At 39.4% G+C, this 26,504-nt stretch carries 30 protein-coding genes and 1 pseudogene; 6 read left to right on the forward strand and 25 right to left on the reverse strand.

The window, feature by feature from the left end; translation table 11 throughout:
- Window positions 1–322 precede the first annotated feature (322 nt).
- From ACYSNU_RS03585 to rlmH, 3 genes and pseudogenes are all read right to left on the reverse strand, one after another.
- Window positions 323–1,529, reverse strand: a pseudogene (locus ACYSNU_RS03585) (IS256 family transposase).
- Between the two features lie 154 nt (window positions 1,530–1,683).
- The gene (locus tag ACYSNU_RS03590) at window positions 1,684–2,211 is read right to left on the reverse strand and encodes a YcxB family protein (RefSeq protein WP_461735844.1); all 528 of its coding nucleotides are present in this window, start codon (window positions 2,209–2,211) and stop codon (window positions 1,684–1,686) included.
- Window positions 2,212–2,430: 219 nt separating this feature from the next.
- The gene (rlmH, locus tag ACYSNU_RS03595; protein ID WP_461735845.1) at window positions 2,431–2,910 is read right to left on the reverse strand and encodes a 23S rRNA (pseudouridine(1915)-N(3))-methyltransferase RlmH; all 480 of its coding nucleotides are present in this window, start codon (window positions 2,908–2,910) and stop codon (window positions 2,431–2,433) included.
- Window positions 2,911–3,358: 448 nt separating this feature from the next.
- Here rlmH and ACYSNU_RS03600 point away from each other — a divergent pair, with 448 nt between their 5' ends.
- Entirely contained in the window at window positions 3,359–4,666 is a 1,308-nt protein-coding gene (locus ACYSNU_RS03600) for a S1C family serine protease (RefSeq protein WP_461735846.1), read from the forward strand.
- Window positions 4,667–4,808: 142 nt separating this feature from the next.
- Here ACYSNU_RS03600 and ACYSNU_RS03605 read toward each other — a convergent pair whose 3' ends face one another.
- On the reverse strand, window positions 4,809–5,465 hold the full coding sequence (locus tag ACYSNU_RS03605; RefSeq protein ID WP_461735847.1) for a Crp/Fnr family transcriptional regulator: 657 nt from the start codon (window positions 5,463–5,465) through the stop codon (window positions 4,809–4,811).
- Window positions 5,466–5,687: 222 nt separating this feature from the next.
- Here ACYSNU_RS03605 and ACYSNU_RS03610 point away from each other — a divergent pair, with 222 nt between their 5' ends.
- Window positions 5,688–6,914: an MFS transporter gene (locus ACYSNU_RS03610; protein WP_461735848.1), complete on the forward strand. Its 1,227-nt coding sequence runs from the start codon at window positions 5,688–5,690 to the stop codon at window positions 6,912–6,914.
- 15 nt (window positions 6,915–6,929) lie between these two features.
- Window positions 6,930–7,106, forward strand: coding sequence for a hypothetical protein (locus ACYSNU_RS03615; protein ID WP_461735849.1), 177 nt, complete (start codon window positions 6,930–6,932; stop codon window positions 7,104–7,106).
- Window positions 7,107–7,141: 35 nt separating this feature from the next.
- On the opposite strand, the gene ACYSNU_RS03620 is transcribed toward ACYSNU_RS03615, so the two are convergent.
- The 5 genes from ACYSNU_RS03620 to pepA all read right to left on the reverse strand — a co-directional run bounded on the left by ACYSNU_RS03620 (window position 7,142) and on the right by pepA (window position 10,561).
- Window positions 7,142–7,651, reverse strand: coding sequence for a helix-turn-helix transcriptional regulator (locus ACYSNU_RS03620; protein WP_461735850.1), 510 nt, complete (start codon window positions 7,649–7,651; stop codon window positions 7,142–7,144).
- Between the two features lie 205 nt (window positions 7,652–7,856).
- Window positions 7,857–8,468 carry a YtpR family tRNA-binding protein gene (ytpR, locus tag ACYSNU_RS03625; protein WP_461735851.1) on the reverse strand — a complete coding sequence of 204 codons (612 nt, stop codon included), beginning with the start codon at window positions 8,466–8,468 and terminating at the stop codon, window positions 7,857–7,859.
- 93 nt (window positions 8,469–8,561) lie between these two features.
- On the reverse strand, window positions 8,562–9,029 hold the full coding sequence (locus ACYSNU_RS03630) for a universal stress protein (protein ID WP_461735852.1): 468 nt from the start codon (window positions 9,027–9,029) through the stop codon (window positions 8,562–8,564).
- Window positions 9,030–9,058: 29 nt separating this feature from the next.
- Window positions 9,059–9,376 (reverse strand): thioredoxin family protein, encoded by a 318-nt coding sequence (locus ACYSNU_RS03635; RefSeq protein WP_461735853.1) that lies wholly within the window; start codon window positions 9,374–9,376, stop codon window positions 9,059–9,061.
- Between the two features lie 108 nt (window positions 9,377–9,484).
- A complete protein-coding gene (gene pepA / locus ACYSNU_RS03640; RefSeq protein ID WP_461735854.1) occupies window positions 9,485–10,561 on the reverse strand; it encodes a glutamyl aminopeptidase in 1,077 nt (358 codons plus the stop codon).
- A gap of 415 nt (window positions 10,562–10,976) precedes the next feature.
- Here pepA and ACYSNU_RS03645 point away from each other — a divergent pair, with 415 nt between their 5' ends.
- The gene (locus ACYSNU_RS03645) at window positions 10,977–11,318 is read left to right on the forward strand and encodes a PepSY domain-containing protein (protein ID WP_461735855.1); all 342 of its coding nucleotides are present in this window, start codon (window positions 10,977–10,979) and stop codon (window positions 11,316–11,318) included.
- A 248-nt stretch (window positions 11,319–11,566) separates the two neighbouring features.
- Here ACYSNU_RS03645 and ACYSNU_RS03650 read toward each other — a convergent pair whose 3' ends face one another.
- The 11 genes from ACYSNU_RS03650 to pepV form a co-directional block, all read right to left on the reverse strand.
- Window positions 11,567–12,742: a UxaA family hydrolase gene (locus ACYSNU_RS03650; RefSeq protein ID WP_461735856.1), complete on the reverse strand. Its 1,176-nt coding sequence runs from the start codon at window positions 12,740–12,742 to the stop codon at window positions 11,567–11,569.
- Between the two features lies 1 nt (window position 12,743).
- Window positions 12,744–13,025: a UxaA family hydrolase gene (locus ACYSNU_RS03655; RefSeq protein ID WP_461735857.1), complete on the reverse strand. Its 282-nt coding sequence runs from the start codon at window positions 13,023–13,025 to the stop codon at window positions 12,744–12,746.
- Window positions 13,026–13,673 (reverse strand): bifunctional 2-keto-4-hydroxyglutarate aldolase/2-keto-3-deoxy-6-phosphogluconate aldolase, encoded by a 648-nt coding sequence (locus ACYSNU_RS03660; RefSeq protein ID WP_461735858.1) that lies wholly within the window; start codon window positions 13,671–13,673, stop codon window positions 13,026–13,028.
- A 44-nt stretch (window positions 13,674–13,717) separates the two neighbouring features.
- Complete coding sequence (rpiB, locus tag ACYSNU_RS03665; RefSeq protein WP_461735859.1) at window positions 13,718–14,164, reverse strand: ribose 5-phosphate isomerase B; 447 nt, start codon at window positions 14,162–14,164, stop codon at window positions 13,718–13,720.
- 60 nt (window positions 14,165–14,224) lie between these two features.
- Window positions 14,225–14,614: a PTS sugar transporter subunit IIA gene (locus ACYSNU_RS03670; RefSeq protein WP_461735860.1), complete on the reverse strand. Its 390-nt coding sequence runs from the start codon at window positions 14,612–14,614 to the stop codon at window positions 14,225–14,227.
- Complete coding sequence (locus tag ACYSNU_RS03675) at window positions 14,611–15,600, reverse strand: D-isomer specific 2-hydroxyacid dehydrogenase family protein (protein WP_461735861.1); 990 nt, start codon at window positions 15,598–15,600, stop codon at window positions 14,611–14,613. Before ACYSNU_RS03675 ends, ACYSNU_RS03670 begins: the two co-directional genes overlap by 4 nt.
- A 23-nt stretch (window positions 15,601–15,623) precedes the next feature.
- Entirely contained in the window at window positions 15,624–16,094 is a 471-nt protein-coding gene (locus ACYSNU_RS03680) for a PTS sugar transporter subunit IIB (protein WP_461735862.1), read from the reverse strand.
- Between the two features lie 23 nt (window positions 16,095–16,117).
- Window positions 16,118–16,975 (reverse strand): PTS system mannose/fructose/sorbose family transporter subunit IID, encoded by an 858-nt coding sequence (locus ACYSNU_RS03685; RefSeq protein WP_461735863.1) that lies wholly within the window; start codon window positions 16,973–16,975, stop codon window positions 16,118–16,120.
- Window positions 16,965–17,738 carry a PTS sugar transporter subunit IIC gene (locus ACYSNU_RS03690; protein ID WP_461735864.1) on the reverse strand — a complete coding sequence of 258 codons (774 nt, stop codon included), beginning with the start codon at window positions 17,736–17,738 and terminating at the stop codon, window positions 16,965–16,967. The genes ACYSNU_RS03685 and ACYSNU_RS03690 overlap by 11 nt, the downstream gene beginning before the upstream one ends.
- A gap of 187 nt (window positions 17,739–17,925) precedes the next feature.
- On the reverse strand, window positions 17,926–18,789 hold the full coding sequence (locus tag ACYSNU_RS03695) for a MurR/RpiR family transcriptional regulator (RefSeq protein ID WP_461735865.1): 864 nt from the start codon (window positions 18,787–18,789) through the stop codon (window positions 17,926–17,928).
- Window positions 18,790–18,961: 172 nt separating this feature from the next.
- Complete coding sequence (pepV, locus tag ACYSNU_RS03700; protein WP_461735866.1) at window positions 18,962–20,371, reverse strand: dipeptidase PepV; 1,410 nt, start codon at window positions 20,369–20,371, stop codon at window positions 18,962–18,964.
- 194 nt (window positions 20,372–20,565) lie between these two features.
- Between pepV and ACYSNU_RS03705 the strand changes: the two genes are divergently transcribed.
- Entirely contained in the window at window positions 20,566–21,390 is an 825-nt protein-coding gene (locus ACYSNU_RS03705; RefSeq protein WP_461735867.1) for an NAD(P)H-hydrate dehydratase, read from the forward strand.
- Between the two features lie 51 nt (window positions 21,391–21,441).
- Here ACYSNU_RS03705 and ACYSNU_RS03710 read toward each other — a convergent pair whose 3' ends face one another.
- From ACYSNU_RS03710 to mreC, 3 genes are all read right to left on the reverse strand, one after another.
- Window positions 21,442–22,695 carry a C40 family peptidase gene (locus ACYSNU_RS03710; protein ID WP_461735868.1) on the reverse strand — a complete coding sequence of 418 codons (1,254 nt, stop codon included), beginning with the start codon at window positions 22,693–22,695 and terminating at the stop codon, window positions 21,442–21,444.
- 162 nt (window positions 22,696–22,857) lie between these two features.
- Window positions 22,858–23,358: a rod shape-determining protein MreD gene (mreD, locus tag ACYSNU_RS03715; protein ID WP_461735869.1), complete on the reverse strand. Its 501-nt coding sequence runs from the start codon at window positions 23,356–23,358 to the stop codon at window positions 22,858–22,860.
- A 3-nt stretch (window positions 23,359–23,361) separates the two neighbouring features.
- Window positions 23,362–24,228, reverse strand: a complete 867-nt coding sequence (gene mreC, locus ACYSNU_RS03720; protein WP_461735870.1) for a rod shape-determining protein MreC — start codon at window positions 24,226–24,228, stop codon at window positions 23,362–23,364.
- 171 nt (window positions 24,229–24,399) lie between these two features.
- On the opposite strand from mreC, the gene ACYSNU_RS03725 reads away from it, so the two are divergent.
- Window positions 24,400–25,050: a DUF3885 domain-containing protein gene (locus tag ACYSNU_RS03725; protein ID WP_461735871.1), complete on the forward strand. Its 651-nt coding sequence runs from the start codon at window positions 24,400–24,402 to the stop codon at window positions 25,048–25,050.
- A gap of 157 nt (window positions 25,051–25,207) precedes the next feature.
- Here the strand turns inward: ACYSNU_RS03725 and ACYSNU_RS03730 are convergent, their stop codons facing one another.
- Both ACYSNU_RS03730 and rpe read right to left on the reverse strand, forming a co-directional pair.
- Complete coding sequence (locus tag ACYSNU_RS03730; RefSeq protein WP_461735872.1) at window positions 25,208–25,843, reverse strand: thiamine diphosphokinase; 636 nt, start codon at window positions 25,841–25,843, stop codon at window positions 25,208–25,210.
- On the reverse strand, window positions 25,844–26,494 hold the full coding sequence (rpe, locus tag ACYSNU_RS03735; RefSeq protein ID WP_461736164.1) for a ribulose-phosphate 3-epimerase: 651 nt from the start codon (window positions 26,492–26,494) through the stop codon (window positions 25,844–25,846).
- Window positions 26,495–26,504 lie beyond the last annotated feature (10 nt).

The raw sequence follows: 26,504 nt of genomic DNA on the forward strand, positions 1-26,504 counted from the left end.
CCAGACAGTGATGTGAGATTTAATCAACTAGACTTTACCGCGGAAAAGCAAAGTCAATTTTTTTATTATGTTATACTTTACTAAGATAAAGAATTGGTTATTTACATGAGAATCCATATTCATTTTCAAACAATTGTGTTGCACTCAATGTTATTATTCGCCCCCGGTGGGTTAATTGGGTTTGTCAACTAAACTGTGGAAATTGTCTAACCGGAATTTTTTTGCACAATAAAGGTCTCAAAAAGCATACTCAGCCAGAAATGAGCTGATGGAAAGTATGGATAAATGAACCTAACCTCAAGAAAGGTAGATTGCATACTTTTCAATTCGAGAAGGTTTCATTAATCATTAGTTGATTAAGCACCATTGCCCAATTTTGGATATGACCGCCATTCCATTTATTGTATAGTTCTTTTGTTCGTAAATATAGCAGTTTAAGGAGCGCATTCTCATTAGGGAATGCCCCTTTTTTTCGTAACCTCCCTAACACTTTCAACGGCATTCGTTGTGTACATGATTTTACGAATCGCACTGTTGTAATCAAACAATTATTCAACGTGAGCGAAGTTTCGTTTCCAAACAACAATCGCTCCAGAATACTGGGACCAACGATTTTGAAAGCTGTCGAAGGCAGCGAGAGCAGCTTTAAGAGAAGAAGCACTATAGAACTTTTTCATATCCCTACACACCCCCTTGTAGTCTTTACTCGGAATATAGCGCAAGGCATTTCGAACAAGATGGACGATACACCGTTGAACAGTCACGGATGGAAAAATCGCTTTGGCGCCTTCTTCGAGGCCAGAAACACCATCCACAGAGATAAAAAGGACATCTTATACACCACTTGATTTCAGTTCATCAAATACTTGCATCCATCGATTTTTGGACTCTGTTTGATTCAGCCACAAACTTAAAATATCCTTATTTCCCTTTAAATCATAGCCAAGGATTGTGTATAGAGCGTATTCTTTGGCTTCGTAGTTTTCTCGGAGAGTGACATACATATAATCGACAAACAAAAAGGTATAGCACTTGGCTAATGGGCGAGCTTTCCATTCTTCCAACACGGGAAGTACGGCATCTGTAATATCAGAAATCAGCTCATGAGAGACATCGAATCCATAGATATCCTCAATCGTTGTAGCAATATCTCTTTGGCTCATTCCACGAGCATACATAGAAAGGACTTTTCCTTCAATGTCGGAGACATCCCGTTTTCTTTTAGGGATTAATTCAGGATCAAAAGAAGCATCCCCATCTCTGAGAACATCAATGTTTACTTCGCCAAAGCTCGTTTTGAGTGTTTTATTTCCATACCCATTTCGGCGATTTGTGTGCTCCTTAGATTCTTTAGAATGAGCCTCATATCCTAGATGATTATTCAATTCCCCCTATAACATTGTTTAAACCAACGGACCAAATACGTCTTTCAAAGCTTCTTGCATATCTTCCACAGATTCCAGGTGGAAAGCGTTTATGATAGATTCAGCCAACTTTACAGATTCGGGATTTCTTTTCTTTTTAGCCATTGTGTAATCACCTCTTTATCTTATTTTAGAAAAAGAAAAACCGTGAAGCACCCCTATACCTAGGAAAATGGTTACTTACACGGTTTAGATTACACTCTCAGTTAATTTGTTCAATATGTTTAATGTCTAACTTAACGGTTGAGCAACTACATGATTATATGTGACTTTCAAACCACTCACCATCTTTTTTACTTATATATCGTTTGGGCACTAAAGTACCTTCGTAATCTTTAAAAAAGATAAAATAGTAAATCTCATCAACAGCAATAAATTGAATATCCTTTTCTTTATAAATTCTTTTTCTATCCTCGTTTTCTATAACTATACTGGAATCATCTATACTTAAACAACCTTTCCTTGTTGTTTTTCCATCAACATAATACATTTTTTTTAAATCTTTTCTAGCTTTTCTTTTATAAAAGTTCCACCATATTTTTCTCAAATTAGATTTATAATTCATAAGTCCGAAAACAATAAGACCAACAAGAAAAAAATATATTAAAGCTCTTATTTCGTTAATCATAATATACTCTGCTATTGGCAAAATTATAGTTAAAAGCAAAAAACACAATACATTCCATCGTTTTATTGAATCATTTATTGAGGGATTAATCCTTTTCTTTACTTGATAAGCAAAAAAATTCATATTATCCTCTAAACTTACTTCATAATATATTTTCATTACTCCTCCAAGAATTGTTGTTTCTTCTTTTGATTGTGATATTTACTAGCTTCCCATATTTAGGTTTATATTGTTATCCGTTATAAATCTACTAACTCCCACGTCCATTTACTCATTCCCCAATCCATTCCGGACTACCCACACCACCCACATCACTCCACCCTGTGATTGCCATTCTGAAAACTCTTCTATATCAACCTTCACCTTCAAAAAATATCATTATTTATGATACGGCTCCCCTTTCATAATCCGAAACCCGCGGTAAATCTGTTCTACTAAGATTAAGCGCATCAATTGGTGGGGATAGGTCATTTTGCCAAATGAAATTTGGCTATTGCTTCTATTGAGAACTTCAGCGCTGAGGCCGAGGGAGCCGCCGATGATAAAAGTTAGCTGGCTTTTGCCTTGGATGCCGAGGTTTTCGATTTGTTTGGCGAAGGTTTCGCTGGTGGGGTTTTGGCCATTGATAGCGAGGGCAAAGACGTATTCGCTGTCTTTGACTTTGGCTAGGATGCGCTGGCCTTCTTTTTCTTTGACTTGGAGCATTTCAGCGGCACTGAGGTTTTCCGGTGCTTTCTCATCGGGGACTTCAAGGATTTCAATTTTGCTGTATTTACTGAGGCGCTTGGTATATTCTTTGATTCCTTCTATTAAATATTTTTCTTTTAATTTTCCGACTGTGACGATTTTGATTTGCATGGGAGGGCTCCTCGTTTTAGATTTCCTCAATTTTAACATGAAATACTGCCTTTTGAAGAAATCAGTTTATTGGTTATGTTTGAACTGGAGAATTTATCTAAATGTGGACAAAATTGAAAGATTTCCACATTTTTTGGGGATAACTTATTATGTTCTGGGGATATCTCTGTTAGAAAAAAGTTTTATTTTTCCTGTTTTGTGAAAACTTATCCACTTATCAACAAAGTTGTGGATAAGTTTTTGGGGTATATCCCCAGTTATTTGGCTAGTTATCCACAAAAAGTGGGGATAACTTATTATTCAAATAAATCTAACTTTTTTCATCAATTGTAGCAAAAATTCCACGGCTTCTTCATCGAAAATTCAAATACTCTCAGTAGACTAGAAGTATAGATTACGGGTATACTGAATGGACTACCCGATAAAGAAAATGGAGGATTAGGTTACTATGAGTGAAAACAATAATTACCAAAATTTTGATGATAATAATCAAACACCCAATCCAGGGAAAAAGAAGAAAAAATCTGGCGCTTCTGAAACATTGAAACGCTTTGGAATTGGTTTGGCGGGCGGACTTTTAGGAGCGGCTTTAATCGTTGGCGGTTACGCAGCGGTTACTAGTGGTTCAAATAATACCACGACAAATTCAAATACAACATCCAACACATCTGGCACGACACAAGTCAGCAATGTCTCTGTTAATGTTAATTCTGACATTACCGATGCTGTCAGCAAAGTTCAAGATGCGATTGTTTCAGTTATTAATTACCAAGCTAGCTCTTCAATGGATATGTTTGGCAACACGCAAACAGATAGTTCTGAATTGACTGAATACAGTGAAGGCTCCGGCGTTATCTACAATATTGATGGTGATACGGCTTATATCGTTACCAACAATCACGTTATCTCTGGTGCTGATAGTTTAAGCGTCTTATTATCTGACGGAACTTCTGTCGATGCTGAATTAGTCGGCACTGATGAATATTCCGATATCGCTGTTTTAAAAGTCAGCTCTGAAGGAATCAGCACCACTGCCGAATTTGGCGATTCTGATGCATTAACGGTCGGCGAACCAGCGATTGCCATTGGTTCTCCATTAGGAACAAACTATGCGAACTCCGTGACTTCAGGAATTGTCTCTTCATTAAATCGTGAAGTTCAAGTTTCAACTGAAAACTCTGGTGTTGCTACAAGCTACGCAATTCAAACAGATGCGGCAATCAACCCAGGGAACTCTGGTGGGGCTTTAGTCAATATTGAAGGCCAAGTAATTGGGATTAACTCCAGTAAAATTACTTCCACTTCAAGCGGCGAAAGTGTTGAAGGGATTGGTTTTGCGATTCCAAGTAATGATGTCGTTAAAATTATCAATCAATTAGTTGAAAACGGCGAAGTCACTCGTCCAGGACTAGGTGTAACGATGTACGACTTGTCAATCTTCAGCTCACAACAACGGGAACAATATCTTTCTAATCTCCCTGAAGATGTGACTTCTGGTGCGGTTGTCTCAGCCGTTGTCAGCGGCTCACCTGCTGATGAAGCTGGCTTGCAACAATACGATGTCATCACCGCTATTGACGGCGAAGAAATTACTTCAAGCAGCGACTTGAAGAGCAAATTATACGATAAGAGCGTCGGTGATTCGATTACCGTGACTTACTACCGAGATGGTGAAGAACAAACCGTCACAGTCAATTTGACAATGACGACTTCAGATTTAAACACCAATAGTGGCACCACAACAAATAGTAACTAATAACCAACAGGAAAAAAGGGGCAATCAGTTGATTTCAGCTGATTGCTCCTTTTTTTGTATTTAATTTCCGTTGATTAGCCTTTTTATTGACTAAGACTTTGCTGATTGGATGGATTTTGCGATTTACCAGCAGCAAAATTAATTAGATAATAATATTTTCTTGAATCTGCTCTAAATCAGTGATGATTATTTTGTGATTTTGCAGCTCGATTGCCCCTAAGTCTTTCAATTGCTGCAGCATTCGGCTGACACTGCTGGCAGAGGTGATTCCGCAAAAGTGGGCAATTTCCTCATTGGTCACGACAAAATCAATTAAATAGCCGGCGGGAGTCTCAACGCCAAAGGTTTCATACAGCTCGTTAATTTGGGCGCAGACAGCCCCAAATTTGCCATTCATCAGCATCTGCTGCATTTTTTTCATGGAAAATAAGAGCCGCTCCCGATAATAATCCTTCACATAATTTTGCAGTTCAAAGCTTTGATTCACATCCTGCCAGAAACGCACCCGGTCAATGCGATAAAGTTCCGCTTGTGGTGACTCGATACGAATGTTAAAAGGTGCATCGGTAAACTGGGAATATTCATCCCGCAACAGTGAAACAATCTCAACGGTATTGATGTAGCGCCAATTAAATTCCCGCCCATCACGGGAAATAACACTAGTTTTGATGACACCATTTTTCAAAATATAAACAAAACGATCCTGCAATCCTTCGTAGGTTAAGTATTTTTTGCGATCCTTTATGACCACTGGAAATTCTTGGCTGCTTAAATAATTTTTCAAAATGTGATTGTCCATATGCTGACACGCTCCAATTAGGCAATAATTCTCCATTAATTTACCACTATTTAAGCGAAAGACCTAGCAAAAAACAACAACAAATGTTAATGCTTTTTGTTATAGTATTTTATTTGCAACAAAGAACCGCAGCAAATCAGCTTTTTTTCTCCGTGGAAATTGCGTACGCTTAGCTCGTAAAATATAAATTTACAGAAAATTTTCATTTGAGGAGCAGGATTGATGGAGGAAAAATTATTTAACAAAGGCTTTATCAGCATCACCGTGATTAACTTTATTGTCTACCTTGTCTATTATTTATTGATGGTGATTATTGCCGTCATCGCCCAAGATAATTTGAATGCCAGCTTAGGTCAAGCTGGTTTAGCTTCTGGTATTTATATTATTGGAACATTATTGGCCCGCTTATTTATGGGAAAAAAATTGGAGCAATACGGACGTAAAGCCGTCCTGCGTTATGGTGCCATTTTTTATCTGCTGACCACCATCGCTTATCTTTATATGCCAACTATCGGAATTTTATATCTCGTGCGTTTTTTAAACGGCTTTGGCTACGGAACGGTTTCAACCGCCACTAACGCCATTGTGACAGCCTATATCCCCATGAAAAAACGTGGCGAAGGGATTAATTATTATGGCTTGAGCACTAGTTTGGCCGCCGCCATTGGACCATTTCTGGGAATGATTTTATTAAACACTACCAGCTTTTATACAATCATCCTCACTTCGATTGTGATGATTGCCGCTACTACGCTAGCCTGCTTTTTCTTCCCGGTAAAAAATATCAGCTTGTCAGCGTCTCAAAAAAAAGCTGCAGCCTCTTGGAAGCTGGAGAGCTTTATTGAGAAGAAAGCCTTATTTATTTCTTTTGTTGCTTTCTTTATGGGTTTGGCCTATTCAAGCGTACTTTCCTTTCTCTCTTCTTATGCGCAAACGATTCATCTGGTGACCGCTAGCTCGTTTTTCTTTGTCGTTTACGCTTTAGTTATCACCGCTACTAGACCAATGTCTGGAAAAATTTTTGATGCCCACGGAGAAAATGCAGTGATTTACCCCAGCTATTTATTTTTGACAGCTGGTCTAGTGGTTTTGAGCCTCACTAGCTCTGCTTGGATGCTGTTAGTAGCCGGCGCCTTGGTGGGCTTAGGTTATGGCACCTTTATGTCAAACGGGCAGGCCATATGTTTAAAAATGGCCGATAGCCAAAGAATCGGGATTGCCTTGTCGACTTATTTTGTCGGCTTGGATTTAGGTCTAGGTGTTGGCCCCTACTTATTTGGTGAGTTACGCAGTCTACTGTCCTTTCAAGGTATGTACCTCAGCGCCGCCGTTTTACCGCTTTTTTGTACCGTCCTTTATAAACTTTTTTACAAACCGGCTCCAGCTGCCGCAAACTCTGTGGAAGCTGCGCCCCTTGAAGATTTAATCGAAGTCGATGAAGAAATATAAATTGGAGTGAGAAAAATGAATGAAACCTACTTAGATAGCTTCCAAAAAGCCATCGAAAAACTAGATGAAATTTGCCAACGCCTCGAACATATTGAAGAAAATACCCACCTTTTGGATAATCGCCAAAAGGAGCTGGACTCAGCTGTCATCCAACTGCGACGGGTTGTTGGCAATGATAATATTATTGGGTGAAGGTGGATGCCAACAAAAAAAGAGGCTTTCCTTTTCTAATCAAAAATACCAACTACAAACCCCACAAATCCACCTAACACAAATAGCACTGCCAAAACTATAAGTAGTTTTTTACTCAGCAAAGGAACTGAAACCCGTTGAACTTTATTCAGTTGAAATTTCAGGAAAACAACTTGTCCAAGTAAGAGTATCAGCACACCACTCAGCCCTAATAAACTGAAGATATCTTGTTTGAGAGCCGCGTGATAGACTAATAAACTTGTTAAAATGAAAATCCCGCAAGGAATCCCCAACCAGCGATATTCTTGGACAAGTTGCTCCTGCCTTTTGATACTTTCAACAACAGCCGAATCATTTAAAAATATCTCGTCTAATGACAATTGATAAAACTCTGCTAGGCGAATTAAACTTTCAATATCCGGCAAAGTTTTGTCCCTTTCCCAATTGGCAATCGTCTGGCGACTGACAAAGAGTGACTCAGCCACCTCAGTTTGGGTTAAATTACGTTCTTTTCTTTTTTCCAAGATGGTATCCCCTAATGTCATATGATTTCCCCCAGGCACTTTCTTTTCATTATCCTCAAAGTTGTTACATCCCGCCAGCAAAATTCTTTAACAACACCATTTATTTGATGTTAAAGACCTTTAACATCTTAGAAACAGGTCTTTTCCTGCTAATTTTTTTCATCCCCTCAAACAAAAAACAGCTCTCCGTCAACTAACACGGAAGAACTGTTTATTTCGGTTTATTCTATTTTCCAACCGCAAAGGCTTCGCCAACCACCGCATCAAAAGGCAATTCTAAAATGCCTTTTTTCTCTGGGGCATCTGGCAAATGCAATTCTTTGGCGGAGCAAATCATACCGAAGCTTTCGACGCCGCGCAAGACACCCGGCCAAATTAATAGGCCATCCGGCATCATTGCGCCGGGTTTGGCAACGACTACTTTTTGACCGGCTTTGACGTTGGGAGCGCCGCAGACAATTTGTAAAACTTCACCATTGCCGACTTCTGTTTGTGTGATGGACAAATGGTCAGAGTCAGGATGTTTTTTACTACTCTTAACAAAGCCAACGACGATTTTTGGTTCATCATCTGCTGTCAAGGTTTCCGTGAAGCCCGCTGCCATCAATAAGCTATTGAGTTTCATAATATCTTCATCCGTCAGAGAAACTTGGCCGTTTCCTTGAATATCTAGATAATTTGAGATATTAAAAAAGTTCCAAGCTACAACTGTATCGTCCGCTAATGTCACCCGAGCAACATCACCTTTTCTGATAACAAAATTTTCTTGGGCATGGTCATCATTGACAATCACCAACAGCGTATCGCCAACATTTTCTTTATTGTATGCAAAAATCACAGGTTATTCCTCCAATTAATTCAAAATTCCATAGGTCAACATGCCCTATCATAACAAAAAACCCCAAGGAAGTCATGGGGTTTTCACAGTCCTCTAAGAATTCGCTTTTTCCTGATGAGTCGGTCTAACAACTAAAACATCACAGGGGGCTTCGCGAATAATATAACTGGAAACACTGCCCAGCATAAAACGCTCGACCGCATTTAAACCGGATTGGCCGACCATAATCAAATCAATTTGGTATTTATTGGGTAATTGATGGGCCATCGCTTCTTTAGCTGAACCATAGGCTAAAATTCCTTCAACCTCTGTAACACCTGCTTTTTGTGCATAAGTTTTCGCTGCATCAATCAAGGACTTGGACTGATCAATTTCCGTCTCGACAACCGTTTCGCTGATGGGCGCAAAGCCCATAAAGCTATAAGCTTTTTGGTCTAAAACATTGGCCACAAACAAAGCTGAGTGATTACGTTTGGCAACCTCAACGGCTTTTTCAAAAGCTTCCTGCGCCTGTTGACTGCCATCAATTCCGACTAAAATACGTTGGTATTCTTGTTCCATGCGGGCACCTCATTTCCATTAATTTCAAACTAATTTTCGATGCTGGTTAAAAAGGTTTCAATTTCAGCTTTGGTTTTACGGGCCTTATTGACTAAACGACCCTGCTCTTTGCCATCTTTAATCACCACAAAGCTGGGAATCCCAAAAATATTCCACTCTGCCGCAACATCAATATACTGGTCTCGGTCAACTTCAATAAAATTTAATTGGGGAAAATCCGCCTCAATTTCTGGCAGCTGCGGTTTAATAAAATGACAATCGCCACACCAACCGGCGGTAAAAAAGAAAACATTATGGCCTTTTTCAACATAGCCAGCCAATTCCTCTAGAGATTTGGGAATAATCATACACTCCATCCTTCCTCGTTTTGCTAATTTTATTATACACCTTTTAAATAACAAAGGAAAAGAAGACTCCTCCAGCAAAAATTGCTTGAGAACTCTTCTTTAAGTTAGCTATTTACCATAAACAATGGTATTGACTGTTGATTTGTCCAAGCCCTTCAAGGTTTGAATCAACATTTCCCGAGCCGCATCAAAATCGGCAATGCTGAACATCGTTTGGTGGGTATGAATGTACCGACCCACAACTCCGATGACCGTGCTTGGAATGCCTTCATTGGCAGTATGCGCTGCGCCAGCATCAGTGCCGCCTTTTGAAACAAAATATTGGTACGGAATCTTGTTGGTTTCTGCTGTATCCAAAAGATATTCCCGCAAACGAGGCAATTGAATCAAGCCGGGATCATAAATCCGCATCAAGGTACCTTCGCCTAAATGCCCGAATGTGCCATTTTTCGTCATGATATCATCAGCCGCTGAGCAATCAACTGCAAAGAATAAATCAGGATTAAATTTCGTCACGGAAGGTTTTGAACCACGCAAGCCAACTTCTTCTTGAACGTTGGCGCCGGCAATTAAGGTGTGGCCTAATTTTTCATCCTTCAAAGCTTCTAAAGCTTCTAAGACGACTGTGCAGCCATAACGATTGTCCCACGATTTGGAAATAATATTTTTGCCATTAGCCGTTTTGATTGTTTCCACCTGCGGCACGATAGAATCCCCCGGTAAAACACCGTAGCTCAAAGCTTCTTCCCTTGAAGAAAAGCCAGCGTCAAACAATACATCAGCGACTTCCAATGATTTTTGACCGCCTGTTCCCCGTAATAAATGTGGCGGAATGGAAGAAGAAATGACTGGATAGTTGCCTTTGCGGGTTTTCAAAGTGAAACGTTGTGCCGAAACAACGTAAGGATTCCAGCCACCTAAAGGCACCACTTTAAATAATCCATTGTCCTTGATTTCCGTCAACATAAAGCCAACTTCGTCCATGTGGGCCGCAACCATGACCCGTGGCGCATCCTTTTCTTCATGATGGCGAATACCAAACAGACCGCCTAAACCGTCCTGTTGAATTTCGTCCACCAGACCTTCCATGTGGCCCCGCAAATAGTCACGGATATCATCTTCAAAGCCTGAAGTTCCTTGTAATTCTGTTAATTCTTTGATTCTTTGATAAGTTTTTTCTTCCATAATTTGTTGACTGAAAATAAGTGAGTTGCCCAAACCGCACTGTTCTTTTGTTGGCGGCTAATGCAATTTCAGTTCAGTTGATTTCCAGTCTCAAAGCCTCCTTAGAAAAATTTCGTCAAATCGATACGTGTCTATTATAGCGCAAGCAGCGCTAAAAATTGGGAACGATTAAGCAGATTTAATACCCTCCTAAAAAACTTCATTTATTTCTCATCTTTATTAGGCGGATTGACAATTTTTAATAAAAATTTTTCTCGCAAATTAGCATTTAGTTCTTTTCTGGGAAAGTCTATGGTAAAATAATGGTGAAGCTCTGGATTCCCAAGCTTACATTTTAATCACTCAGAATGTATCAGAGAATGAAATCAAAAACAGCAAATTATCCTGATTCCTGACGTTGAGAGGAGGAATTCCCTTGAATGAAGAAAATCAATTGAATTATTTTAAAGGCGGTTTGGCAGTTGGTGTCGGCTTCGGTCTAGTCAGCGGTGTCGCCTCAGCATTATGGTACAACAAAAAAAGAAGCATCACCCCCGACCAAGTTTTAGACAATGTAAAACAGGCCTTTTTACAAGAAGGCCCGATTGAAGGCTCTTGGATTTCCTCTGAAAAACAACCCTCCAGAAAATTTGCCATCCGCTCAAAAAGCTACCACGGCGGAATTTCTCGCATTGAAGACGATCAGCTGGTCATCTACGAATTTATTGCCGATGCCTACACCGGCACTGTTTTGGATATTAAGCGGACGATGGAATGATTTTAAACCACCTCAACGAACTTTCACTGGATAGTGAAGGGCTTGAGGTGGTTTTTAGTTTATCATTTTTACTGAGACCATTCTTTTTTAAATACTGCTTTAACTTCGCCGAATCAAACAAAAAAGCGGGTATACTAACTCCCGCTATAAAAAACTATCTATATAAATGTCTTTTATTATGAATAAGCTGCTACTCTTCTACTAACTATTCCTTCTAAAGCTCAAAGAACCTCTTTTCTTATTCAACTTTATAAATTACAGCACCAAACCTCATTATTGCGATAAATAGCAATTTCGTTAAACCCAAAGGCTTCGGCTTTTGTTTCTTTCCCATCACAAACATCGATGATTTCATCTAAAATAATTCTTCCGCCCTCTTCGACACTCATACGACCATCAACAATCGGAGACATATCTAAATCAATATTATCAATCATGTTTTCAAAGGTTATTTTATTACCGGTAATTTTAATCATCGGAATGATTGGATTACCAATCGGTGTTCCGCGTCCCGTTGTGAAGACACAGATTTGCGCCCCTCCAGCAACCATCCCTGTGACAGACTCAATATCGTATCCTGGTGTATCCATCACTACCAAACCTTTTTCAACTGGGATTTCACCATATTTTACCACTTGATTGATAACCGTCGTTCCACCTTTAGTAATTGCGCCGAGTGATTTTTCTTCTAAAGTAGAGAGTCCACCTTTTTGATTCCCAGGTGATGGATTGGCCCCTCTGATATCAATACCGGATTCAGCAAATTCATTTTCCAAGCCTTCAATTATTTTTAAAATATCTACTTTGACATCTTCGTTTTTAGTTCGTTTTGCTAAGATGTGTTCTGTACCTATCAGTTCAGTCGTTTCGCCTAGAATTGACGTACCACCTTGTTCAACGATTAAATCTGATGTATAACCTAAAGCCGGATTTGCAGCTAAACCACTTGTTGCATCACTGCCACCGCAATTCGTTGCTAAAACTAGTTCTGAAATCGGAAATTCAGTTTTGGTTAATTTAGTTGATTCTTCTAATAATTCAGCTGCTGCTTTGGCGACTTTCTCAATGGTCTTGATAGTGCCCCCTTCTTCTTGAATACTGAAAGCAAAAACTGGCTTATCCGTTAAACTGGTAATTCGATCTTGTAAAGAGAAGGGTTGAATTGTTTCACAACCCAAACCGACAATGATTACGCCAAAAACATTGGGATTTAGCGCAAAGCCTGTCATTGTTCGTTTCGTAATCTCAACTGAGTCGCCAATTTGACCACAGCCTTTCCCCGCTGGAATAAACACAGTTCCCGGGACCATTTCCGCTGCTCTACGGGCAGTTTCGTTCGCACACCCAACGGAAGACATTACTAAAACTTTGTTCCTAATTCCATATTGACCATCTGAGCGTTTATATCCTAATAGTTTTTTCATCTTATACTTTAATACTCCTTACATTATGAGTATGTACATGCTCACCGATTTTTATTTCTTCTGTTACAATGCCAATAATCTCACCATACTTATGAATATTTTGATCCTTTGAAATGTTTTCTAAAGCTATTTTGTGATAAGCATCGACCTGTTCCAAATTTTTAATATTGCCAATACTTCTTGCTTTTGAAATTAAGGTGATTTCAGAATTCGCCGGTGTCTCCTGTAATAAAGTTGCGACATTGTCTTGAGGATTCATAACTAAAGCCTTATATTCTGTCAATTATTTTCCCTCCTTAAATGTTTTTACCTTGTTCACAAATTTTTCAGCTTCTGATGTAACTGACTGATAATTTTCTGTTTGTGCTCCAACTGTTAGGCTGCTACCGGTTCCGACAGCGAATGCACCAGCCTCTAGCCATTTGTGAATATTTTCCAAATTAACTCCACCGGTTGGCATGAAATTCGCTTGCGGCATCGGCCCTTTAAAACTTTTGATAATGCTAGGTTGATAGGCATCTCCAGGGAAAATTTTGATAATATCAACCCCTAACTCCAATGCCTGAACAGCCTCAAGAGGGGTCAATGCCCCCGTCATGATGGGAACTCGATAGAGATTAACCATTTTTACCAAATCTTCATTGAAAACTGGGCTAACAATAAATTTAGCCCCCGCTAACATGGCGATTCTGGCTGTTGTAGCTTCTAAAACTGTTCCCGCTCCAATCACAACCTCTTGTTCCTGTAACTCATCCGTCAGTTCTCTGATAATTTCATCAGCACTTGGGGTAGTAAAGGTGATTTCAATAAATTTTATCCCCCCTGCTACAGCCGCAATAGCTGATTTCAATGCTTGCTGTTTAGTTCTAGAGCGGATTACTGCTACTAATTTTTCATCTCGCAATTTTCTTAAAATATCAATTTTTTCCATCACTATACTTACTCCTAATTCAGTCCATCTTCTCTCTGACAAAATTACTTAAAATTCTGTTCTTCCAGTTGGGTAATCAAATTATAAGAAACTTCTCGCTTACCGCCTTCAAAATCTGTCGTCAGCCAAGTATGAACCAACTTTTTTGCTAATTCTGAATCGATAATGCGAGCACCAAAAGCCAAAACATTAGTGTTGTTATGACTGCGGGAAGTCTTACATGTGTACAAATCTGAGCAACAAACACAACGAATTCCTTTATGCTTGTTGGCGGCAATGGACATACCTACACCACTACCGCAAATTAGAATACCTTTCGTATGATGCTCTACCACAAAATCACTAACCTGCTCTGCGATTGGAGTCGTATAAGTAAACTCATCACTTTTAAGACCAAAGTCAACTACTTGATAGCCCAAACCATTCAAGACTGCTAAAACAGTATCCTTTAGCTGATAGCCAGCATGATCATAACCAATCGCTATCTCCATAACCAATCCCTCTCATCAAAGTTTCTGTCTACTTTTTCTTTAGTTCTATTCTTCCGTACTTTAGCTAACGACAATTGACTCAGCCATATTAGCTTCGATATTTTTTACCAATTCGACCAACGTCATCGTCTCTCGACTCATTACTGCATCAATTAAAATCGGCAGATTAAATCCCGCTACAATTTTGTACTTATTAGTGTCGAAATTTCTCGAATTGAAGATAGCTGTATTATAAGGTGTAGCTCCGAACATATCTGCTAAAATTAAGACACCTTCGCCATCGTCTAACCGCTGACTTTCTTTTAACATCTCATTACGAAAATCATCTACGTCCGATTCTTCATTAAGCTTGGTATAGCCGATGTTGTCTACTTCTCCGATAATCATCTGTAGAGTATCTAAAATCCCCGTACAGATTTCTCCATGGGAAACGATATGAATTCCAATCATTTTGGCACCACTCCTTCATTTACAATTTCTTTAGGCAGTATTCCTTTTTGCACTTTTTCTACATTACCAACGACATTGTCACCCATTCCCTTTAAGCTTGGGTAAGTGTAGGCACCAATATGCGGAGTCAAAATAACATTGTCAAAGCTCTTCAGTCGATTATCATCTTCAATAGGTTCTGAATTAAAGACATCAGCAGCATAACCCGCAACTTTACCTGTCTCTAATGCTAAAATCAGTTCTACTTCATCAAGTAAAATTCCTCTGGCAGTATTGACGATTAAGACGCCCTCTTTCATTTTTTTAAATTGATCCTTTGACAGCATCTTTATATTTTTTTCATTTGCTGAAGCGTTGATGGTAATTAAATTAGCCCTTTCCAGCAGTTCATCTAAAGAAACTTTTATTCCGCCATAGCGCTTTATATAATCCTCATTTTTGTATGGATCATAAACAAGCACTTCTGAACCATAGCCTTTGTTTAATATTTCTCCTACTCGTGAGCCTATATTGCCGAACCCGACAATACCAACAACTGAATTGTTTAATTCAACCCCACCATACTTAGAGCGACTGGACCAGGGTTGAGTTCTAAGAGAATCATTTGCTTGGGGAATCCACCTCGCCAATGAGGACAATAGGGCTACCGTGTGTTCAGCCACTGCTTCTCGTTCCACAATCCCTTCAACTTTAGTTACATACACGCCATGTTCTGTTGCCGCATCAATATCAACATTATTGTAGCCCAATCCATGTCGAGCAATTAATTTTAAGTTTGGTGATTTTTCAAAAAAATCTCTGTCAAAGTCTGGTGTGACGCTAGCGATGATATACTCATATTGCGTTAATTGTTCAGCAATTTCTTCTGAACTAAAATGAATATCAATATCTAGTATATCTACTCCACCAAGTGTATTTAATTTTTCAATATGTTCAGGAAAATACTTCCCAAAACTTTTTGAATTTACTACAGCCGTTTTATTCATCGTTCGCTCCTCCCATCACCTTATTAAATATTCTTTTTAGCTGCATCAGGCACTGTCTGAGCATAGATAGGAATATTTTTTTCTTTTGAGAGTTGCTCCAGTTCTTGTTGTTCCTCTTCCGTTAGAGCTACATTTTTGATAAAGAATTCTTTCCCTTTTTTCTTAGGAATACCACCCAAATTTAAGGTTGGTAAAGGTAATCCCTCTTTGATACATTCAATGGCTGTTTCAACATTTTTGAAGATGATAAAAACCTTATCCCCATTAAATTGGTTACCATTCCACTCTGCCATTGCACCTTTAGTATCGAAAACTTTAACAGCAAAACCATACCGCTTTCCTGATGAAATATAAATATCTCTTGAAAATTCATCATTATTCACAACATCATCAATAATGTAAATATGATTTGCACCTGATGATTTTGCCCATTTTGTCACAACTTGACCATGAATCAATCTACTATCCACTCTTGCAAATGTAATTTCACCCATTATATAAATCCCCCACTAAACTTTTATAGTATTCCAATTGCTGCTAAAATTCCCAACGCTACTGTAACAATTAGCATTCCTTTTAATACGTTTAAGCCCTTTTTCTCAAAATAGAAATATAGGAATAATATTAATCCCAAAGGTAATATCCCTGGCAAAATAGAATCTAGAATCCCTTGTAATGAAAATGCTCTTTCAGATAAGGTAAATTCTAATGAAGATTGAAGATTAACATACCTAGCACCGGTAATTCCCATCATGAACATTCCTAAAATAGTTAAGGCTTTCATTATTCGATTCGCTCTAGCACCAGAAATCAGTTCTTTCGCTGCCTGCCTTCCCAACCGATAACTAAAATGGACAAAATATCTGCCATAAGTATAGGTAATAAGTGAGAAAAAGAACCATGGAATCACAGCGCCAATCCAATTTCCTTCCGTTGCCCAAGGTAAAGCAATTGCGATTAAGAGATATTGCAAGGTTCCATTATTTATGGAATCGCCAATCCCCGCCATCGGCCCCATCAAACCAACTTTTGTTGCTTCAATTAAATCAGAAGAAAAATTTTCTTCATCTCCTGTTTCATCAATTTCTTTTGCCCGTTGTTCCTCCAATGATGCGGTAATTCCTGAAATTGTACCCCCACCCCAGATTGCATCAGTATTCCAAAAAGTTAAATGTCTATTGTAAGCATCCCTCAAATCATCTGGATCTTTATATATTTTTTTTAGTATCGGTGTTAAGGCATACATCAACGCTGGCGCAATTTGTCTTTCATAAGTTCGAGGGATTTCATTCATCCACCACCATCTATTCCAAAGTTGATTTAAATCTTTTTTTGTTAAACCATGGTCCTTATTTTCAACTGAATTATTCTGCATTTTTCACCATCTCCTCCGCTTTGTATATGATTAATGTATATAGACCAGCTATCAAAATCCCAACAACCGCCCAAGTTACCATAGTTATGTTAAGATCCTTTAACATGATTGCAAAAAAGAAAGCGATGAAAAAGAAAATCAAATCTGTTTTTTCACCAATAATTCTAATTAACACTGCAATCCCAACAGCCGCTAGAGATCCTGCAATTACATCAAGAATATGAAAGGCAATTGTATCTTGCAAAGATGTGACAACTTGAGCAATTGAATCCGCACCAAAATATAAAGCAATAAACATTACTGGCACATGTGTCAACATCGTCAATAGAGTTGGAACAATTCCCATAGCAAAAGTAAATTTATTGTCCTCCAAGTTATCTACCACTTTATCAATATATTTTGTAACAAAAGAGTTGACGATAATCTTGAACGTATATAAATAGCTACCTAAAATCCCAACCGGTACTGCAATCGCAACTGCTGCTGCTGGATCTAAATTTCCTAGAATGGCTACAGAAGTGGCAACTGCCCCAGAAACAGCTGGCTCAGTTGCCATTTGCCCACCTGGAGCAATTTGGCCCATAGAAATTAATTGAATAGCTGCTCCAACTGCTACCCCTTGTGTAACATCACCTAAAACAATCCCAACAAATAGACTTGTCATCAAAGGACTGAATCTCAAATTTAAGCCCGTGTATCCAAAAAAACGAGCTTGGATTAAAGCAACCCATACAGAAATGATTAAAGCTTGTACAATCGACATACCCTACCTCCAAAAAAATTTTTTTGTTAATCGATTCAAAAAAAATTCTAAATATCCAATATTCTCAATTTTAGACACTTATTATAGCAAAAAGGTGGCCGCCTTTTGATAATTTAATTATATATAAAAAAATTTTTTTTGCAAGCGAATCCAAAAAAAACATCTCAAAAAATTTGAGATGTTTTTTTTACTTCTTAGAAATATCTAAAACTTTGCGAATCGTCTTAATCGATTCCTTATTACTCTCCTCATCATCATAAAGTAAACATAAGAATAAAATATCTACTAAAGTCGAATATACCACTCGGGATGTGATAAATTCCAAGCCAAATGCAGTCTCCTCTGTAGATAAAACGAATGTTACATCCCCTAGTCTTCCTAAATCAGAATTTGCATCACCTGTGAAAACAATGTTTTTAGCACCATTTTCTTTTAAAATTTTAGCAATCTCAACTGTCTCTTTAGTTTTTCCAGAATGTGAAAATAAGAATGCGACATCGCCTTTTTTCAACTTTGAAGCATTTATCAACTGAACATGATAATCCATATAGTAATTACAGCTATATTCAAGTCTAAGAAATTTTATATAAGCATCATAGGCTAAAGCTGAAGATGCTGCTTGCCCAAAAAAACTAAAACTATTAGCAGGGTATAAAATATCTAAAGTATCTCGTAATGTCTCTTCATCCACAAAAGAATTAAAGTCTTGCAATAAATCAATATTATATTCAACTATCCGATTAGTGATATCCATAGGTGAACTTTGTGAGTCAATGTCCGAGAGAATGGTCAATTTGTCTTTTTTTCTATTAGTCAAAAAGCTAGAGGCTACTTTAATCTTAAAATCTTGAAATCCTTTAAAACCAAGTTTCTTTACATAAGAATAGATACTTGTAATCGACACACCAATTTCTTCTGACAACTCAGTTATAGTTTTCTCAACTATAATTGTATCTGGTACAGTAGAAAAATAGGCACTTATTTTCTTTTCTATTTCACTTTGGTGTTCTAGTTTACTAGTTATTAACGAGTTTAGGTAACTAGAGCTCATCTTAGAATCCTCCTTGTTTTATGATAATGATACACCTCTATTATACAAAAAAAAAAATTTTTTTAAATGTTTTTATTCAAAATAAAGTTGAGCGATAAAAAATTATATTGTAAATAAAAATGACGAAGAACTTCCACTAGTAAAGGAGTTCTTCGCCAATAAAACAATAAGCCTACTTCGCCAACCGATAAATTGCATCTGCATAAATCGCAGTCGCTCTAAATAAATCGTCCAAAGCCATAAATTCGTTAGCTTGATGCATGGTATCCGTATAACCAGGGAACATAGCGCCATAAGCAACGCCACGTTTTAGTAAACGGCCATAAGTTCCGCCGCCAATCACTTGTTCGAAGCCTTTTTGACCTGTGTGATCCTCATACACCTGCAGCAAAGTTGCCACCAAAGGGTCATCCATTGGCACGTAATGAGGTGCCATATCATGAGGGCGTTTTTCGATTTTAGTAATAGCTGCACCAAATTTTTCAGTTAAGGCTGCTAACAAGCCGTCTGATGTTTGCCCTTGAGGATAACGGAAGTTCATATTGATAAAGTTTTCTTCTGCGCCAGCAGTGAAGGCAAAAAGGCCAGCATTCATGGTCAACTTACCCATTTTAGCGTCATCCATAGCCACACCTAATTTTTCACCATAAAAATCTTCATGTAATGTTTCACCGGCTGCTTTTAAGAAGGCAGTAGCACCGGCTTCGAAATTATATCTGACTAAGAATTTAGCTAAGAAAGTTGCCGCATTAATCCCGCTTTGAGGGCTCGCACCGTGAGCGCCTTTCCCTGTTACATTCAATGTGATTTTAGTTCCTGAAACTACCGCTTCACCAGAAACTGGTTCTGCTTCTAAGTAGGCAGCAAAAGCAGCCACAATAGCTTCCTCAGAGCCTTTAGGAACCGTAATTTCAGCCGTGGCTGCACCCGCAACCATGTTTTCCCGCAGACCTGATTGAAATGAATTTAAGACATATTCTGAGCCATTCGTTCCAGCAAAATAGGCACGAATAGACACGTTGCCTTTTTCACCATTGATAATCGGGAATTCCGCATCCGGAGAGAAACCGAAATCAGGTTTTGTTTCCTGTTCGAAGTAATAATCCATATCGCCCCAGCCGCTTTCTTCATCAGAACCGACTACGAAGCGAACTTTTTTAGACAATGGCAATTCTAAGTCTTTGATAATTTTTAGCGCATAATAAGCTGCCATGCTTGGGCCTTTATCATCACTAGAGCCACGGGCAAAAATTTTATCCTCTTTAATAACTGGTTCATAAGGGTCTGTATCCCAGCCATCTCCAGCCGGCACCACATCCATGTGACCAAAGATGCCTAATGTTTCTGCACCTTCGCCGTATTCAATATGGCCAGCGTAATTGTCAACATTTTTGACAACAAAGCCATCCCGTTCACCATAAGCCAGCATATGTTTCAAAGCATCCCGGGGTCCAGGTCCAAAGGGTGCATCCGCTGTTGCCTGGCTGTCATCTCGCTCACTGTTAATTCTTAAAAGGTTTTGCAAATCTTCAAGAAGGGCCTCTTTGCGGGCTTCCACTTCTTTTTTCCAATCAATTGTCATGATTTTTGCCTCCTAAAATTTAATTGTTTACCGATTGCCCAGTAATTTCACCGGCAATCTGCAAAGCTCTCGCCTTTCATCTTACCATTATTCAAAGGAAAAGAAAAAGAAATCTCTTTCGTCGCAGCAAGATTTTTCAGGAAACATTTTTTAAAGGTATAATAAAGAAAAACAAATTTTTAGAAGGAGTCCTTATGCAAATTCAATCTGAAATTTTAGCAGAAGTCATCAAAAAAAGACCCGCTGATTCCCATAAAGGAACTTTTGGCCGCAGTGTCTTGATTGGCGGGGACCATCATTACGGCGGCGCCATTATCATGGCTGCCGCAGCCTGTATCAATAGCGGTAGCGGTCTGACTACCGTGGTGACGGATGAGAAAAACCACGCTCCTCTGCATGCCCGCTTGCCAGAAGCGATGGTGGTGAGTTTTACTGAAGAAGAGTTACTTAAAGAAACTTTGCAGACAGCCGATGTGATTTTAATTGGTTCCGGGCTAGGCTTATCCGCCAAGAGTTTATCCTTGTTGACCTTAGTTTTAACGCAACAGCAGGAAAATCAATGGCTGATTATTGACGGATCCGCCATCACTTTATTTGCTGAAGAACACTTAACCTTGCCTTATCCAAAGAAAACCGTATTTACTCCCCACCAAATGGAGTGGCAACGGTTGAGTGGTCTTGCTATCAACCAACAAAATCTGGAAAGTAGCCAAGAGGCCCGTGACCATTTAGGAGCTATCATTGTAGCTAAAAGTCACCGGACAACCGTTTTTTCTGATAACCCGCCGCTGGAAAATCCATTGGGTACTGCCGCCATGGCGACTGGTGGCACCGGCGATACCCTGGCCGGCATCATCGCTGGCTTTTTAGCCCAATTTCCGAGCAACCCGCGGACAATTGCTGCTGCCGTTTATCTCCATAGCATGATTGCTGATGATTTGGCCGCAGATGCCTACGTCGTACTGCCGACACGCATCAGCGAGGAATTGCCAAAATATCTCAAGCGCTTTGAAAATTAACCGCAAAAAAGCCTTCACGAAAATCGTGAAGGCTTTAAAATTCATTCTAGATTATAATACACGAACTGCAAAGCTTGGTGCATAATAAGCAGTGCTGGTAATTTTCACAACATCGCCAGTTGATGGTGCATGGATAAATTGGCCGCCGCCAAGGTAAATCCCAACGTGATGAGTGCTACCACGAGAACCGAAGAAAACTAAATCTCCTGGTTGTGCTTCTGATACAGAAATCACTGTTCCAGCATATTCTTGAGCGGTTGTTACCCGACCGATACTGATACCAGCTGCATTAGAGTACACATAAGAAGTTAGACCTGAACAGTCAAAACCACTTGGAGTTGTGCCACCCCAGACATATGGTGTACCTAAGAATTGTTGTGCATAGCTGACAATCGCACTTCTAACTGAAGAAGTATCGCCAGTTGATGGAGCTGGGTCTGGAATTGGTGTCGGCGTTACTGTACCGCCAGAGTTTCCACCACCATTATTATTATTAGGTGTGCTTCCGCTACCATTGCTGCCGCCGTTAGTGTTACCAGCAGGAGTATCATTTTGAGCTTCTTCTTGTTGCTGCGCTTCTAATGCTGCCGCTGCAATACGTTCTTGTTCAGCAATCAAAGCCGCTGCTTCCGCTTCAGCTTGCGCTTTTTGTTCTTCCAAGGCTGCTTTATCACTTTCAGCAGTTGCTTGTTGTGCTGCTAAAGTTGTTGTTAATACATTTAATTCAGCTTGTTTGTTGATTAAGTCGCCTTTTTGCGCTTCTAATTCAACTTGAGTAGCGTTAACTTCTTCTTGCTTTTCAGCAACTTCAGTTTGCTTTTGCTCAACCGCTGCTTTATCTTCTTTTTGTTGGTTGACTAACTCGTTGTTAGCATTGACGATTGTCGTCATCGCTGTCACGCGAGAAATCGCATCTGTTAATGATTCAGAGTTGATCACAGCATCGATGAAGTTTGTGCTGCTGCCATTAACTTGTACGTCACGGGCTTGATCTTGAATCGTAGCTTCCCGTTTTTCAATTCTTTCTTGTAAAGAAACAATTTCATTTTGTAATTGTTCAGCTTCTTCAGCTAAAGTTTTTTGTTGAGCCAATAACTCTTCAGCTTGACTGTTGATACTGTCAACATCCGCTTGTACGCTGCTGATTTGTGTTTGCAAATCTGATTGTTGGCTTTGTAATGAGTTGATTAAATCTTGCTGACTTTGGATTTGAGCATCGTAATCATCTGCTGATGCTGCGATTGGTGCAACAACTGATAATGCAATAGCACTTATTAATAGCCCTGATAAAACTTTCTTTTTCAAGCTGGTTCCCCCCGAGATGCTTTGTTCTGATTTTTTAATATAGTTAAAATTCTTTTAAATTATTTGCTAAATTTAAGCACAAGGGCATTGTATCATAGCTATATGTCAGCGATATAAATATTATATTACAAAAATGTTTCATTAAAATAAAAAAGAAATTGCTTAGCGACTAAGCAATTTCTTAAACGGCCAATTAAATAGAATGAAAATCAAGATGTTTAATAATAACGTTGGACCCAAATATCTAGTGATAAAAAAGAGACTGCCCACAGTGGAAAATTGGAAAATCCACTGCACTAAAATTGAATATACTTCAAAAATTGTAATCAGTATTACCCAACCGAAAAATAACGTAAATATATTCGTATGGATAATATCTCCCAGCGAATACATCAGGTATACCACTAGTGGAAAAGCGACTGCGTAAACACCAATCACTCCTATATAATAACTGTCATAAACTAGCCCTAAAACCGTCATCGTAATCAACATATACCGCTTGGGAAAATAGTTACTGGCAATCAAAGCTGCCAAGAAAATAAAATGACTGTTAGCTAAGTAAATTCCCTGACTAAGGGCGGTAATAAAAGTGGTAATATGACTGTCAAGCAGCATCAAAATAAAGAGTAAGATGGGTAAGTAATACACCGCATATTTTTTCACTGGCTACTCCCCTCCAACCGCCCGTTCGACAACTGTCACAACGGAAATATTGTAGAGGTCAGCACTCGGTGTAACATAAATCTGACTCGTTAAACCATCACTGTCCGCCACAATTTCAGCGACAGTTCCGATGACTAAATTAGCCGGCGAGTTGCCGCCAAGCCCTGAGGTTTGGACTAAATCACCAACAGCAATATCCGCCGTACCGGTTACTTGAGAAATCACCAGCTGATTTTTTTCGTTGTCATAAGAACCTAAGACACCATAAGAAATTCCGGCAGTTTCACCAGTTGCTGTAATTTTAACAGGATAGTGGTTTGTCGTTTCATTATCAGTGGTCAACAATTCAACTTTTGATGTGTTGTCACTAACCTCAACGACGCGGCCGACGATGCCATGTTGTGACATCACGGCCATATTTTTGGCAATGCCGTCGTTGGAACCGACATCAATCACCAGATTGTCCTGCCACGCGTCAGGCGAGCGGGAAATCACATTGGCATTAACCGTATCATAATCAGATAAGGTATTCGTCAACTCTAGCTGCTGCTGCAAATCAGTAATTTGCTGCTCATAGTCAGAATTTTGCTGGACGACAGATTCATAACTATCTAAAGTAGATTTTAAATTTTGATTTTCCTCATAGGTATTAAATAAGTCCTGTAATGAAGCCACCCCATCTGTAATCCAGTTGACAGGTGCTGTTACAATACTATCAGCAAAGCCGACTACATCATTCACCACAGATTGTGGGAAACTTGCTTCACTGTCTTCATCACGACTGGCAGCAGTCACACTAATCACCACGACCACCACAATCACAATAATTAAAATGATGATAATATTTTTATTGGGATTAAACTTCTTCACAAGGACACCTCGTACTTTTTTAAACTCGTAAGCCCAATTCTACCACTCTTTTTAGCCAAAAAAAAGCCGGACTAGCGGTCTTAAGTTAATTTTTATTTTTACTTGGGCTTTACTATTGCCTTTGGAAAAGCTATGCTGAGCTTAGTTCCAAAAAGGAGGCGCTTACTGCAAATGACTGCTTTAGACGAGCAGCTGATATCTCAGCTGCAAACAGTTTATCTCTCTGATTATGCAAACGGTCCAGCTACCTTATACTTTGGCCAACAACCTGCCTATCATTTTCGGATGAATCTTTCCTATTATTTTCCCGGCGAAATCACAGCAACTATTTTAAATAAAAGTACACTGATAGCACAAGCATTAATCAGCGAAATTTTTGGTGCTTCGACAGAAATTTTTACCTTTGAATATCTCTATCAGAAAAAGTCGCTGCGCAAATGGCTACCCAAGACAAAATTACATACTGAAACCTTTCGGCCGTTACAATTTGAGACTGGAACATTGCGAACTACTAGCTTTTCCCTAACGACTCCACCAGCGCTACTTTTCAAACTAGCGAGAGCTTTAATCTATCAAGATTTTAAAGCTTTTGATGCAACCATTTTACACCTAGAGCACCCGCTAATCTTTTTTGAACCTAACCGAAAAATCCTTCTGCACATTTATGATGACCGTGGCTGTGATGTCTTTTGCCAAACTCAACAGGATTATCAAACGCTACTTTCTAAATTCGGCAAGTATGTGGACAGCTATACTAGCACAATGCAAACTGGTGGTTTCATGGTTGAGGAAACAAAGTTTGGCTTGCGGTTCAAAAAATAAATGAAGGCTCTGAAGATCAAACGATTAAGCAGAAATTTTTCTCTTGGCAAGTCATAATCTAGAAGTCTAGAGATGTGGCAACATTTCTAGTAATCAAATAAAAACGCAAGGGACAATCGGCAGCCGTGATTGTCCCTCGTTTGTTAATTCAATTTTTTCAATCCCGACTTTGAATAACTGCAATCAAGCCGGAATCAAATTCACATTCAGCCGTGTCGCTGATAAATTCATTGCTGGCATAAGAGGTCGGCACGGAAACCTCGACATGATCTAAGAGATATTTGCTATCTCTCAGAGTTAAATTGCTGACTGGCGTCAAGCAGCAATAAGCTAGATAGTCAAAGCCAGCCTGCCGATGAATCTCATGTCTTCCCGGCAGCAGATAGCTGAGGGAATTCTGTTGGTTTTTTAAGCAAATCTGCTGAGCATATTGTTGAAAACGAGGCTCTACTGCTAGCCAGAGATTCGCTAAAAAATGGTCGAGGCGCCCACCGATGGCTCCTAAAATTGTCACTTGAGCAGTCGGCCAGCGGTTAAAAGTTTCTACTAGAGCCAGTTGGGTATCTGTATCATCTTTTTCGGCTTTGGCGGTCACCACTTCACCAGCTTCAGCAAAAATCCGCTGGCGTTCCGCTTCCGTTGAAGAATCAAAATCCCCCACGGCTAAGCTGAGGGGCCAGCCTAGCTCTAGAATCGTTAAGGCCCCGTGATCGACCCCCACATAAATATCTGCTTGCGGCAAATTTTCCGGCCAGTCCGTCAAGTCGCCACCGGCAATCATCAAAACCTCCATTTAGGCCAACGCTTCCTGTAAAGCTTTTAAGCGCTCTGTCGGCACTTCCGCATCATAGATAAATGAGCCCGCCACGAAAACATTCGCCCCAGCTTCTTTACAGCGCTGAGCCGTTTCCGTATTGATGCCGCCATCCACTTCAATATCAAAATGCCAGTTGAAATTCTCACGAATTTCGACTAGTGCAGCAATTTTATTCAAGCTATCCTCAATAAAACTCTGTCCACCAAAGCCGGGATTTACAGTCATAATCAAGACTTGATCCACCATATCTAGCACATGTTGGATAGCAGAAATCGGCGTACCAGGGTTGATGACCACACCAGCCTTCACGCCAAAACTTTTAATCATCTGAACCGCTCGATGGATGTGCGGCGTAGATTCAGCGTGCACGGTAATAATATCGGAGCCGGCTTTTGCAAAAGCCTCAATAAAATTTTCCGGTTGCACAATCATCAAATGAACATCTAAAGGCAGCTTGGTCACCGGGCGAATGGCCGAAACAATATTCGGCCCTAAAGTAATATTGGGCACAAATTGGCCATCCATTACATCGACATGAATGTAATCAGCGCCGGCCCGTTCCACTAATTCAATATCCCGTTGCAAATTGGCAAAATCAGCACTTAAAATCGAAGGAGCAATTTTCATCATCATTAAT

This window comes from Enterococcus sp. LJL120, from assembly GCF_054871765.1.

Excerpts from the sequence above, each read along its gene's own strand:
- ACYSNU_RS03670 (WP_461735860.1), bottom strand. The coding sequence starts at position 14,614 with ATGATTGGAATTCATATCGTTTCCCATGGAGAAATCTGTACGGGGATT.
- ACYSNU_RS03680 (WP_461735862.1), bottom strand. The coding sequence starts at position 16,094 with ATGGGTGAAATTACATTTGCAAGAGTGGATAGTAGATTGATTCATGGT.
- ACYSNU_RS03620 (WP_461735850.1), bottom strand. The coding sequence starts at position 7,651 with ATGACATTAGGGGATACCATCTTGGAAAAAAGAAAAGAACGTAATTTA.
- ACYSNU_RS03690 (WP_461735864.1), bottom strand. The coding sequence starts at position 17,738 with ATGTCGATTGTACAAGCTTTAATCATTTCTGTATGGGTTGCTTTAATC.
- ACYSNU_RS03685 (WP_461735863.1), bottom strand. The coding sequence starts at position 16,975 with ATGCAGAATAATTCAGTTGAAAATAAGGACCATGGTTTAACAAAAAAA.
- ACYSNU_RS03600 (WP_461735846.1), top strand. The coding sequence starts at position 3,359 with ATGAGTGAAAACAATAATTACCAAAATTTTGATGATAATAATCAAACA.
- ACYSNU_RS03650 (WP_461735856.1), bottom strand. The coding sequence starts at position 12,742 with ATGAAAAAACTATTAGGATATAAACGCTCAGATGGTCAATATGGAATT.
- ACYSNU_RS03590 (WP_461735844.1), bottom strand. The coding sequence starts at position 2,211 with ATGAAAATATATTATGAAGTAAGTTTAGAGGATAATATGAATTTTTTT.
- pepV (WP_461735866.1), bottom strand. The coding sequence starts at position 20,371 with ATGACAATTGATTGGAAAAAAGAAGTGGAAGCCCGCAAAGAGGCCCTT.
- rpe (WP_461736164.1), bottom strand. The coding sequence starts at position 26,494 with ATGAAAATTGCTCCTTCGATTTTAAGTGCTGATTTTGCCAATTTGCAA.
- ACYSNU_RS03730 (WP_461735872.1), bottom strand. The coding sequence starts at position 25,843 with ATGGAGGTTTTGATGATTGCCGGTGGCGACTTGACGGACTGGCCGGAA.
- pepA (WP_461735854.1), bottom strand. The coding sequence starts at position 10,561 with ATGGAAGAAAAAACTTATCAAAGAATCAAAGAATTAACAGAATTACAA.
- ACYSNU_RS03635 (WP_461735853.1), bottom strand. The coding sequence starts at position 9,376 with ATGATTATTCCCAAATCTCTAGAGGAATTGGCTGGCTATGTTGAAAAA.
- ACYSNU_RS03705 (WP_461735867.1), top strand. The coding sequence starts at position 20,566 with ATGCAAATTCAATCTGAAATTTTAGCAGAAGTCATCAAAAAAAGACCC.
- ACYSNU_RS03695 (WP_461735865.1), bottom strand. The coding sequence starts at position 18,789 with ATGAGCTCTAGTTACCTAAACTCGTTAATAACTAGTAAACTAGAACAC.
- rpiB (WP_461735859.1), bottom strand. The coding sequence starts at position 14,164 with ATGGAGATAGCGATTGGTTATGATCATGCTGGCTATCAGCTAAAGGAT.
- ACYSNU_RS03610 (WP_461735848.1), top strand. The coding sequence starts at position 5,688 with ATGGAGGAAAAATTATTTAACAAAGGCTTTATCAGCATCACCGTGATT.
- ACYSNU_RS03615 (WP_461735849.1), top strand. The coding sequence starts at position 6,930 with ATGAATGAAACCTACTTAGATAGCTTCCAAAAAGCCATCGAAAAACTA.
- rlmH (WP_461735845.1), bottom strand. The coding sequence starts at position 2,910 with ATGCAAATCAAAATCGTCACAGTCGGAAAATTAAAAGAAAAATATTTA.
- ACYSNU_RS03725 (WP_461735871.1), top strand. The coding sequence starts at position 24,400 with ATGACTGCTTTAGACGAGCAGCTGATATCTCAGCTGCAAACAGTTTAT.
- ACYSNU_RS03605 (WP_461735847.1), bottom strand. The coding sequence starts at position 5,465 with ATGGACAATCACATTTTGAAAAATTATTTAAGCAGCCAAGAATTTCCA.
- ACYSNU_RS03630 (WP_461735852.1), bottom strand. The coding sequence starts at position 9,029 with ATGGAACAAGAATACCAACGTATTTTAGTCGGAATTGATGGCAGTCAA.
- ACYSNU_RS03660 (WP_461735858.1), bottom strand. The coding sequence starts at position 13,673 with ATGGAAAAAATTGATATTTTAAGAAAATTGCGAGATGAAAAATTAGTA.
- ACYSNU_RS03675 (WP_461735861.1), bottom strand. The coding sequence starts at position 15,600 with ATGAATAAAACGGCTGTAGTAAATTCAAAAAGTTTTGGGAAGTATTTT.